We start from the raw sequence: 9,955 nt of genomic DNA, 5'->3' as shown, positions 1-9,955 counted from the left end.
CCATCCTGAGCCGTCCCCCGGCGATCCTCAAGGTGAATTGCCCCGAAGGGGCAAGAGAGGGTGGCCTGGGCCATTGGTTTCTTTCCCATCGCTGGGAAAGAAACTCGCCGCCCGCACTGCGCCCGCAGGCGCGACAAGGTGAATTGGTCCGAAGGACCAAGAGAAGGCCCCCTGGGGGGTTCGGAGCGCAACCGCCGCGCAGCGGCGGCTCTTAGCGCGGAGATGGCGGCGAAATCCCCTGCGAAACAAAGGCCCCTGCGGTAAAGAAGAGCACGAAAAAGGCGGAAGCGGCAAGCCTCCCCCTCCAAAGTCAAAGATACAAATACCCAGATACACAAAAAAGGAGAGTTTCATTATGAGCGTAGGAAAGAGAATCTATCTGCAGCGTGAAATGCCCGACCCCGAGATTGTGGAGCAGTTCAAGTCCATCCCGGCCTCCAACACCGCCGACGTGATGGGCCGCAGCTGTGCCATGAACCCCCGGATCCATCTGGTGAGTCAGCCCAAGGCCCAGATGATGGCCGGCCCCGCCTACACGGTGAAGTGCCGCGCCGGCGACAACCTGACCCTCCACGCCGCCCTGAACTTCTGCCACGAGGGGGACGTGCTGGTGGTGTCCAACGAGGAGGACGACACCCGGGCCCTCATGGGCGAGATCATGATGGCCTACCTGCGCTACACCAAGAAAATCGCCGGCATCGTGCTGGACGGCCCCATCCGCGACATCGACGAGATCGGCAACTGGGACTTCCCCGTGTACTGCACCGGCACCACCCCGGGCGGCCCCTACAAGGAGGGCCCCGGTGAGATCAACGTGCCCATCGCCTGCGGCGGCGTCAGCGTCAACCCGGGCGACATCATCCTGGCCGACCCCGACGGCGTCATCGTCATCCCCCGCAAGGACGCGGCGGTGATCCTGGAGGACGCCAAGAAGTTCCAGGCCGCCGACGAGGGCAAGCTGGCCGCCGCCAAGGACGGCACCGCCAAGCGCGGCTGGGTGGAGAAGTCCCTGGAGGAGAAGGGCTACGAGATCATCGACGGCGTGTATCACCCCTGATTCCCCGCACCTTTCTTTGTGCCCCACAGCTTCAGCCGCCGCGGCGGCCGGGGAGCTGAATCAAAAATGAGAGAATGAGGAGATGAAATTTATGGGACCTGGTCTGCTGGCATTGATCGTGTTCATTGCCCTGATCATCATCTGGGCCGTGGTGCTGAAGCGCAACATCGTGGAGGCCGCCCTGATCAGCATGATCATCCTGCCCTTCTTCGGCGGGGTGGAAGCGGGCCCCGGGCTGCTGGTCGGCAGTCTGGAGTACGTACTGAATTATGAGGTGCTGTACGCCTCGCTGGCGTTCATCGTCATGTCGTTCCTGCTGCAGCACTCCCATGTGCTGGACGGAATGCTGCACATCTTCACCCGCCTGTTCGGGCGGCTGAAGGGCGGCCCGGCCTATGTAAACACCGGCCTGTCCTCCGTGCTGGGCTGTATGTCCGGCGGCAACACCCCCAACGCCGCCACCTCCGGCGCCTTCACCGCCGAGTGGCTGCTCCGGTCCGGCTGGACCCGGGAGCAGGCGGCTACCCTGATCGCCGCCAACGGCGGCCTGGGCGCCGGCTTCCCGCCCTGCGCCGGCTTGTTCATCGTGCTGGGCTTCCCCACCGTGGCCGGCTTTGTGTCTGAGGGCCAGCTGTACATCGCCCTGTTTGTCACCGGCCTGTACCAGGTGGTGTGGCGCATTGTCTACATCCAGTATGTCGTGCACAAAAACCACCTGCAGCCCACCTCCAGCGGCTCCACTGAGACCATTGGCGAGGTCCTGCGCAAGTACGGCATCAATCTGACCCTGTTCCTGGGCGCCATCATCCCCGTGGCTCTGACCATGGGCCCCCTGTTCGACGCCCTGGTGGCTCGCTCCGAGGCCTGGGAGTCCGCCATGGACAGCGTGAACCTGCTGGTCTGGCTGCCCACCCTGATGATCTGCATCATCCTGATCCTGGACGGCAAGAACATCGTCAAACAGTTCTCCGGCTGGGAGGACTTTGTCAAGAAGTTTATCCCCCACATCGCCAACACCGGCGGCCTGCTGTTTTTCATCTTCGCCGCCAGCAATACCATCACCAAGCTGGGCCTGGGCGACGACGTAGTGGCCGTGCTGGACCAGATGAATCTGTCCCCCATCATTACCCTGATCGTGGTCTATGTCCTGGTGGCCGTGGTGGCCGGTCCTCTGTCCTCCACCGCTACCCTGACCGCAGTAGGCGTGGTCGGCCATGCCGTCCTGGTGGGCGTGGGCTTCGACCCCCTGACCACCGCTGCGGCTCTGCTGATGATCTCCTCCACCGAGGGCGCCTCTCCTCCCGCTTCCGGCGCTCTGTTCGTGGCCTGCGGCCTCACCGAGTGCGACCCGCCCAAGATCTACCTGCCCCTCATCGGCTGGTTTGTGGCCCCCATCGTGGTGATGGGCTGCCTGGTGGCCGTTGGGATTCTGCCGGTACCGTAACAGATAGGAGGCAAACTGTATGCAGAAACTGTTTCATATTTTGATCGGCCTGTGCCTGCTGGTCTATGCCATCGGCTCTCTGGTCTTTGTATTCGGCCAGGCCATCTGCCTGATCGTGGGAATGCCCGAGATGATCACCACCATCGAGACCACCGCGGACGCCTTCGCCTTCCCCGCCATGTCCATCGTAGGCGCTCTGGCCTGGATTTACAGCCTGATCTGGAAGAAGAAGGGCAAAAAGAGCGAGTCCTGATCCCTGTACCACACATTCTTTCCCATATCCAAACGCCCGGGTCCTCCCACCCGGCGTAACGACGGGCGGCGCCGGAAAACCGGCGCCGTCTCTCCCTCTTTTACAGCCGCACCTCCACCGGTCCGGCGATGTCCAGCCGGTCCGGCCGGACATCACAGTCCAGGGCCAGCACCTGCACTCCCGCCCGGGCGGCCCGGCGGAGCGCCTCCCCGAACTCCGGGTGGGTGCGGTCGTTGGGCTCCATCCACCGCACCTCCCCCATCTGGACCACAAAGCACACCGCCGCCTCATAGCCGGCCTCCTTGGCGGCCATCAGCTCCTCCAGGTGCTTCACCCCCCGGAGGGTGGGGGCGTCGGGGAAGCGGACCACCCCGTCCTCCTCCAGGGTGACCCCCTTCACCTCCACAAAACCCCGGCGGCCCGGGGCCTCCCAGTAGAAGTCGAACCGGGAGGCCCCGTATTTCGTCTCCGGCCGCAGCAGGGTCAAGTCCGGAACCCACTTTCCCGCCCGGGCCCACTCCCCGAACACCTGGTTGGGGGCCTGGGCGTCCATGTTGATGAGCCGCTCCCCCTTCTCCACGGCGATCAGGTCGTATTTGGTCTTTCGATTGGGGTTGCCGCTCTCCTCCAGATAGACCCGCGCCCCGGGGACCAGCAGTTCCCGGCACCGGCCGGTGTTTTTGACATGGCAGGTGACCGTCTCCCCCGCCAGCTCCACCTGGGCCACAAAGCGGTTGGGCCGGGCGCGAAAAACAGCTGGATGAATTTTCTGATACTGCATCTTGTGTTCCTCCGGCCTTTTCTGGTATGATATACAGATAGCGGAATATGTCCGCTGTTGGAACAGTATACTCCGGGCCCGGCCGGAAGGCAAGTTCTTTCCCCGCCGCCCCATCTTATCTTTTTATATGTAGGAGGCCCTTGTTATGCCCAACCAGAAACCCACCCCCAATCAAAAGCCCATCACCAACCCCGAGCTGGTGGAGGCCCTGAAGGCCCTGCACCAGGAGAACACCCCCCAGAACCAGGGCAAGGTCCTGGGGCTGGTGGTGGAGCGGGCCGTCTTTCTGACCCCCGCCGTGGTCACCCCCGCCCCCCAGCAGCCCGGGCAGGCCGACTCCGCCCGGAAGCAGGCCACCATCCAGTTCCAGCTCATCACCACCAAGGACGGCCGCCCCTTCTTCCCCGCCTTCACCGACGCGGAGGAGCTGCGGAAATTCGCCGGCCAGAAGCCGGTGCAGTCGGTGGTGCTCCGCTTTGACGACTACGTCTCCCTGATCCAGCGCAACGAGAAGGCCTGCGGCTTTGTGGTCAACCCCCTGGGCCTGAGCCTGACCCTGGACCGGAAGACGGTGGAGAGCCTGGCCGCCAAGAAGAAGGAGGTGGCACAGCTCCGCCAGCAGCGGCAGCAGCAGGCCGCCTACTCCCAGGAGACCATTGAGAAGGACGCCCAGGTGATGGTGGGCGACCCGGACGAGGTCCCCCAGGCCATGCTGGACGCGGTGGTTCAGATGGCCCAGGGCCGAGAGGACATCCGTACCCTGTGGCTGCGGCAGATGATCCGCCCCGACGGCACCCCCAGCCTCATCATCGTGGTGGACCACACCGGCGCCCAGGCGGAGGTCTTTGAGGCGGTGGCCGAGGCCGCCCGTCCCCACTTCGGCCGGCTCCCCGTGGATATGATCCCCTACGGCACCAGCTTCGCCGAGGCCGCCACCGAGGGGGTGGAGCCCTTCTTCCGGCGGGAGGGGTAAATTTTTCTTTGTCAGGGGTTTCGCCGTCCCTTTTTAGCCTTCCCCCTGGGGGGAAGGTGCCCCAGTGCGCACACTGGGGCGGATGAGGGGGCAGGTTTCCGCCCCGCAGGGCGGGTTCCTTTCTGCCCGGGCAGAAAGGAACCAAAGAGCCGCCAAGGGTGGGCGCAGAGGGACAGGACCGGCTGTGCCGCTCCTGTCCCAATGACGCCCACCCCTGGACCCCCATTTTACGGGGGCCGCCAATTAGGCGCCTTGGCAGTTAACGCAAAGGCGCGGGTGGTTCAGTCGACACACCGCCCCTCGTCTTTCGCTGCCGCTGACCTGGCATTGGTCGAAAGCCCGGCACTCCCCCGGTTGAAAGCGCCTTTGTTTTGGTGGGGCTCAAGCTGTGCGGTGGGGGGCGGCGGGCGGCCCAGTGTGCCGCCCCTACGGCGGAAAACGGCCCCTCTCATAACCAGGGCCGTTCCCCTCATCCGTCTGGCCTACGGCCAGCCCCCCTACCCCTTTTGGCCTTCAGCCATTTCCCCCTGTCAGGGGGAATCGGCCTTCCCCTAAAGGGGAAGGCTTGCGGGCGACCGCGAGGGTCGCCCCTACACAAGAAACAAACCGGGAGCGTTGGTTCGGCAAACCCAGGCGCAGAAGCGGAACCGCAGCAGTCCCAATTTTCTTCCCGCTCAGGCCCCCAGTGGGGCCGGACGGGACCGCGCTCAAGCACTCCTGATTTTGCGCGCCGGAAATGTTTTGCCCACCCCAAGGGGTAACCCCCGTAAATGGGGGTCCGGGGGTAAGCGGTCCTATGGGCACGAAGTGCCCGTCGGCCGCGTCCCCCGGCGGCGTTTTGGTGACTTTGCCGCCGCGGGCAAAGTCACTCGCCGCCCGCAGGCGGCGAAATCCCCCCGCAGCGCATTAAATCCCCTTCAGCTCCTGAATGGTCTCCTCGATGGTCTTTTTCGGTAAGTAGACCGCCGCCATCTCAGAGAGCTGGGCCAGGGTCAGGGAGTGGGCCGCCTGGACCATGGGGTGCTTCATCCACTTGCCGAACCGGCGCTGAAACACCGCCCGGGCCCGGGGGTTTTGCAGCAGCTCCCCCACAGTGATCTGATTTTGCCGTAAATCCATATGTGTTCACCTCCATCCCCTATTGTATGCGCGGGGGGTGGAATCGGCCCCCGCAGCCCCCAGTGACAAGGAGGATCTTTATGTCAAAAAAGCGGCCGCAGCCGCGGCGGGATTTTCGGGACTCCGCCTATGCCGCCCTGCATCGAAAGGGCGTGGTCACCGCGGTGTACCTGGTGCTCCGGGTGCTGGTCATCCTGACCCTGATATCCCAGTTTCTCCACGGAAATTTTGAAAACGTGTTCTTCTGCGTGCTGTCCCTGGTGCTCTTTCTCATGCCCACCATTCTGGAGCGGCAGCTCCAGATCGATCTGCCCAACGTGCTGGAGATCGTCATTCTGCTGTTCATCTTCTCCGCCTGGATCTTGGGTGAGGTGCAGACCTACTACACCATTATCCCCTACTGGGACACCATGCTCCACACCCTCAACGGTTTTCTGTGCGCCGCCATCGGCTTCTCCCTGGTGGACCTGCTCAACCGCCACGAGCGGGTCTCCCTGTCCCTGTCCCCGGTGTACATGGCCATTGTGGCCTTCTGCTTCTCTATGACAGTGGGCGTGCTCTGGGAGTTTTTCGAGTGCGCCATGGACCAGATCTTTATGCAGGACATGCAGAAGGACACCATTGTGAACGCCATCTCCTCCGTCATGCTGGACCCCACCGGAAGCCAGCGGGCCCAGGCCATCCGGGACATCACCGACGTGATCGTGGTCACCGGCGGCGGGGAGGAGATCTCCCTGGGTCTGGGCGGCTATCTGGACATCGGGCTGCTGGACACCATGGAGGACCTGCTGGTGAACTTCATCGGCGCCGCCGTATTCTCCTTTGTGGGCTATTTTTACGTGAAAAACCGCGGCAAGGGCTGGTTTGCCCGGAACTTTATTCCCCAGGTCCTCCCCGACGGGGAATCTGACGGGGAGACGGACCGGCCGGAGGAATAAAGGCCGGCGGTTCTGTCCATACTACCTCCATCCACTGTGAGGAGGTTTGAAACAATGGATCAGAAAACTTGTAATTCCAGCATTCACTGCACCGTGGAGAACTGCGCCTACCACGCCCCCCAGAACTGCTGCTCTTTGAAGAGCATCAACGTGGGCTGCTGCGACAGCTCTCCCACCAGCTGCAAGGGCACCGAGTGTGCCTCCTTCCAGCTGAAGTAAATCCTGAACCGAGGGCCGCCTGAGCCAGGCGGCCCTCCTTATTTCCCGGAAAATGTTCTGTAAAACCTCCGCCGCAGGGGGCAGGCGGAACCGTGGCCTTGTCCTGTGGTTGCATTTTTTCGGGCGGGCCGCTAAAATGGAGGTATCCGGTCCCCTGCGGACCCCATCGAAAAGGAGTGCAGCTCTTATGAAACGCGCCTTTCCTCTCTCCCTGGCGGCGGCCGCTCTGCTGGCCGCCCTGGCCGGCTGCGGCCAAACGCCCCCCGCTTCTCCCGCCGGCGCTTCCTCCGGCGGACCGGCGTCCTCCTGGAGCCAGGACGGCGGCGCCAGGTCCGACGCTTCGGCGGCCCCCTCCGGCGAACAGACCGCCGCCCCCTCGGACCACTCCTCGGCCCCTCCCGGCGGACAGGGGGAGGAGAGCGGTATCGGAGAACAGGAGGCTCTGGCCATCGCCCTGGACAACGCCGGGGTGCCCTCCTCGGACGCCAGCCGCGTCAAGATTGAGCGGGACCGGGACAACGGCGTCCCCCTCTACGACATTGAGTTTGAGACCGGCTACGGGGACTACGACTTCCAGGTGGCCATGGACGGCGGCGCCATCGTGGGGGCGGACTATGAGGTGGACGAGGAACACCTGGCCGCCCTGCCGGAGAACCCCATCTCCCTGGAGCAGGCGGCCGCCCTGGTGCAGGAAAAAGTCCCCGGCTCCTCCGCCTCGGACGTGCGCCTGTGGGAGGAGGGGGACGACGGCCGCACCCGCTATGAGGGGGACCTCCTGTACGGGGGCATAAAGTACGAATTTGAGATCGACCCCCGGACCGGCCGGATTTTCGACTGGAACGCGGACCTGCGGGATTGAATCCGCCGTTTCGGGCGTATCTCACCCAAAAAGCGGCATCCCTCCGCCGGCACAGCCGGCGGAGGGATTTTGTCTGTCCGCGCCCTTGACAGGCGATACCCATGGGGGTATAATGCCTTCGTCAAAACATATACCCCCATGGGTATAAAGGAGGCGCACCATGATCCGATTTCTGGAGTCCCTGTCGTCCTGGGGCGGCGTGAAGAGAGACGTTGTCTTTCTGATTCTGTCCGGGCTGGCCCTGGCGGTCAGTCTGATCGACCCCGCCCTGTTTCCCATCCACCCGGCCTGGGCAGCCATCCTCCTGTGCGGCGTCCCCATCCTCCTGGAGGCGGTCATCGGCCTGGTCACGGCCTTTGACATCAAGGCCGACGTGCTGGTGTCCATCGCCCTCATCGCCTCGGTGGCCATCGGGGAGATCTTTGCCGCCGGGGAGGTGGCCTTCATCATGCAGCTAGGGGGCCTGCTGGAGGAACTCACCGTGGCCCGGGCCCGGGCGGGCATCGAGCGGCTGGTCCGCCTCACGCCCCGCACCGCCCGGCGGCTGACGGAGGCCGGGGAGGAGATCATCTCCGCCGATGCCGTCCGGAAGGGAGACCGGCTCCGGGTGCTCCCGGGGGAGACCGTCCCCGTGGACGGGTTCATCCTCGCCGGACAGACCTCCATCAACCAGGCGGTCATGACCGGAGAGTCCCTGCCGGTGGACAAGGGGCCGGGGGACGAGGTGTCCAGCGGCACGGTAAATCAGTTCGGCTCCTTTGACATGGAGGCCGTCCGGGTGGGAGAGGACAGCTCCATTCAGCGCTATATCCGCCTGGTCCAGTCCGCCGACGCGGGCAAAGCCAAGATCGTGGGGCTGGCCGACCGGTGGGCCACCTGGATCGTGGTCATCGCCCTGTCCGCCGCCCTCCTCACCTGGCTGATCACCGGGGAGATCATCCGGGCGGTGACCATTCTGGTGGTGTTCTGCCCCTGCGCCCTGGTGCTGGCCACCCCCACCGCCATCATGGCGGCCATCGGCAACGCCACCCGCCACGGCTTCCTGGTGCGGGAGGGGGACGCCCTGGAGCGGCTCTCCTCCGTCACCCAGGTGACCTTTGACAAGACGGGCACCCTCACCCAGGGGACCCCCGCCGTCACCGCCGTGTGCTCGCTGGACCCCGCGCGGACCTGGCAGGAGGTGTACCGCCTGGCCGCCGGAGCGGAGGCCCGGTCGGAGCACCCCCTGGGGCGGGCGGTGGCGGCCTGCTGGCGGGAGGAGCACCCCGGCGAGCCTCTCCCCGGCTCAGAAGCCTTTCAGATGCTCCCCGGGCGGGGCGTGCAGGCCCGGGTGGACGGCCGTGAGGTACTGGCGGGCAGCCCCGCCCTGCTGGCGGAGCGGGGCATTCCCCAGCCTCCGGAGCTGGCGACCCGGGCGGTGCCCTGGCTGGAGCAGGGCTGCACCCTCATCTGCCTGGCGGCGGACGGAGCGGCCGCCGGCTTTCTGGCCCTGGCCGACCAGGTGCGCCCCCAGGCGGCTGAGACCATCCGGGGGGTGAAGGCGGCGGGGGTGACTCCGGTGCTCCTCACCGGGGACCACGAGAACGCCGCCCACACCATCGCCCGCGCCCTGGACATTCCAGTCTATCAGGCCAACTGCCGCCCGGAGGACAAGCTGGATTGGATCGACCGCAGCCAGCAGGCGGGGCACCCGGTGTGCATGGTGGGCGACGGCATCAACGACGCCCCCGCTCTGAAAAAAGCCCTGGTGGGCGTCGCCATGGGTGGCGTGGGCAGCGACATCGCCGTGGACGCGGCGGACATCGCCCTGGTGAACGACGACCTGCGGGAGCTGCCCCACCTGCTGCGCCTGTCCCGGCGCATGATGACCACCATCAAATACAATCTCACCTTCTCCATGGCCCTGAATTTTGCGGCCATCCTCCTGGCCATCACCGGCATTCTGAACCCGGTGGTGGGAGCCCTGGTCCACAACGCCGGGTCGGTGCTGGTCATCGTCAACTCCGCCCGCCTGCTGGGCTTCCGCCAGCGCGGAACGTAAATTTGAAACGGAGCGGAACCGGCTGTGCCCTTCTTCCAAATATTGTCCCGCCGCCAATGAAATTCCGTCAATTCCCAGCGCTCTCCTGTGAAAATCTGCATAGCCAGTCCGTTCCTGCGGATACTATGGGTGGTTTCAAGAAAACACCGTGGGAGGAATTATATAGATGAAAGCGACTGGCATTGTGAGAAGAATTGACGATCTGGGCCGCGTCGTGATTCCCAAGGAGATCCGCCGCACCATGCGCATCCGGGAGGGCGACCCCCTGGAG

At 64.7% G+C, this 9,955-nt stretch carries 11 protein-coding genes; 9 read left to right on the top strand and 2 right to left on the bottom strand.

Going from position 1 to position 9,955, the window contains the following annotated elements; all coding sequences use genetic code 11:
* Positions 1–355: 355 nt before the first annotated feature.
* From B5F19_RS15735 to B5F19_RS15725, 3 genes are all read left to right on the top strand, one after another.
* Entirely contained in the window at positions 356–1,057 is a 702-nt protein-coding gene (locus B5F19_RS15735) for an RraA family protein (protein WP_087292361.1), read from the top strand.
* Between the two features lie 91 nt (positions 1,058–1,148).
* On the top strand, positions 1,149–2,501 hold the full coding sequence (locus B5F19_RS15730; RefSeq protein ID WP_191346206.1) for a TRAP transporter large permease subunit: 1,353 nt from the start codon (positions 1,149–1,151) through the stop codon (positions 2,499–2,501).
* Positions 2,502–2,520: 19 nt separating this feature from the next.
* Entirely contained in the window at positions 2,521–2,754 is a 234-nt protein-coding gene (locus B5F19_RS15725) for a hypothetical protein (protein ID WP_087292358.1), read from the top strand.
* Positions 2,755–2,854: 100 nt separating this feature from the next.
* On the opposite strand, the gene sfsA is transcribed toward B5F19_RS15725, so the two are convergent.
* Positions 2,855–3,535 (bottom strand): DNA/RNA nuclease SfsA, encoded by a 681-nt coding sequence (sfsA, locus tag B5F19_RS15720; protein WP_087292355.1) that lies wholly within the window; start codon positions 3,533–3,535, stop codon positions 2,855–2,857.
* 145 nt (positions 3,536–3,680) lie between these two features.
* On the opposite strand from sfsA, the gene B5F19_RS15715 reads away from it, so the two are divergent.
* Positions 3,681–4,508, top strand: a complete 828-nt coding sequence (locus B5F19_RS15715; RefSeq protein ID WP_087292352.1) for an enhanced serine sensitivity protein SseB C-terminal domain-containing protein — start codon at positions 3,681–3,683, stop codon at positions 4,506–4,508.
* A gap of 906 nt (positions 4,509–5,414) precedes the next feature.
* On the opposite strand, the gene B5F19_RS15710 is transcribed toward B5F19_RS15715, so the two are convergent.
* A complete protein-coding gene (locus tag B5F19_RS15710) occupies positions 5,415–5,627 on the bottom strand; it encodes a hypothetical protein (protein ID WP_087292349.1) in 213 nt (70 codons plus the stop codon).
* Between the two features lie 80 nt (positions 5,628–5,707).
* On the opposite strand from B5F19_RS15710, the gene B5F19_RS15705 reads away from it, so the two are divergent.
* From B5F19_RS15705 to B5F19_RS15685, 5 genes are all read left to right on the top strand, one after another.
* Positions 5,708–6,565, top strand: a complete 858-nt coding sequence (locus B5F19_RS15705; RefSeq protein WP_242972846.1) for a hypothetical protein — start codon at positions 5,708–5,710, stop codon at positions 6,563–6,565.
* 54 nt (positions 6,566–6,619) lie between these two features.
* A complete protein-coding gene (locus B5F19_RS15700; RefSeq protein WP_087292346.1) occupies positions 6,620–6,784 on the top strand; it encodes a DUF1540 domain-containing protein in 165 nt (54 codons plus the stop codon).
* A 187-nt stretch (positions 6,785–6,971) separates the two neighbouring features.
* A complete protein-coding gene (locus B5F19_RS15695; RefSeq protein ID WP_162612597.1) occupies positions 6,972–7,643 on the top strand; it encodes a PepSY domain-containing protein in 672 nt (223 codons plus the stop codon).
* A gap of 160 nt (positions 7,644–7,803) precedes the next feature.
* On the top strand, positions 7,804–9,684 hold the full coding sequence (locus tag B5F19_RS15690) for a cation-translocating P-type ATPase (protein WP_087292340.1): 1,881 nt from the start codon (positions 7,804–7,806) through the stop codon (positions 9,682–9,684).
* 166 nt (positions 9,685–9,850) lie between these two features.
* The coding region (locus tag B5F19_RS15685) for an AbrB/MazE/SpoVT family DNA-binding domain-containing protein (protein ID WP_140394266.1) at positions 9,851–9,955 on the top strand (105 nt) is incomplete at its 3' end.

Source organism: Pseudoflavonifractor sp. An184 (assembly GCF_002160305.1).
GTDB classification, from domain to species: domain Bacteria; phylum Bacillota; class Clostridia; order Oscillospirales; family Oscillospiraceae; genus Lawsonibacter; species Lawsonibacter pullicola.
Note: the sequence above shows the minus strand (reverse complement) of the source record. Positions and strands in the feature narration are given on the sequence as shown.

Bases quoted from the DNA above. Each gene is read 5' to 3' on its own strand.
- B5F19_RS15735 (WP_087292361.1), top strand. From the start codon at position 356: ATGAGCGTAGGAAAGAGAATCTATCTGCAGCGTGAAATGCCCGACCCC.
- B5F19_RS15730 (WP_191346206.1), top strand. From the start codon at position 1,149: ATGGGACCTGGTCTGCTGGCATTGATCGTGTTCATTGCCCTGATCATC.
- B5F19_RS15725 (WP_087292358.1), top strand. From the start codon at position 2,521: ATGCAGAAACTGTTTCATATTTTGATCGGCCTGTGCCTGCTGGTCTAT.
- sfsA (WP_087292355.1), bottom strand. From the start codon at position 3,535: ATGCAGTATCAGAAAATTCATCCAGCTGTTTTTCGCGCCCGGCCCAAC.
- B5F19_RS15715 (WP_087292352.1), top strand. From the start codon at position 3,681: ATGCCCAACCAGAAACCCACCCCCAATCAAAAGCCCATCACCAACCCC.
- B5F19_RS15710 (WP_087292349.1), bottom strand. From the start codon at position 5,627: ATGGATTTACGGCAAAATCAGATCACTGTGGGGGAGCTGCTGCAAAAC.
- B5F19_RS15705 (WP_242972846.1), top strand. From the start codon at position 5,708: ATGTCAAAAAAGCGGCCGCAGCCGCGGCGGGATTTTCGGGACTCCGCC.
- B5F19_RS15700 (WP_087292346.1), top strand. From the start codon at position 6,620: ATGGATCAGAAAACTTGTAATTCCAGCATTCACTGCACCGTGGAGAAC.
- B5F19_RS15695 (WP_162612597.1), top strand. From the start codon at position 6,972: ATGAAACGCGCCTTTCCTCTCTCCCTGGCGGCGGCCGCTCTGCTGGCC.
- B5F19_RS15690 (WP_087292340.1), top strand. From the start codon at position 7,804: ATGATCCGATTTCTGGAGTCCCTGTCGTCCTGGGGCGGCGTGAAGAGA.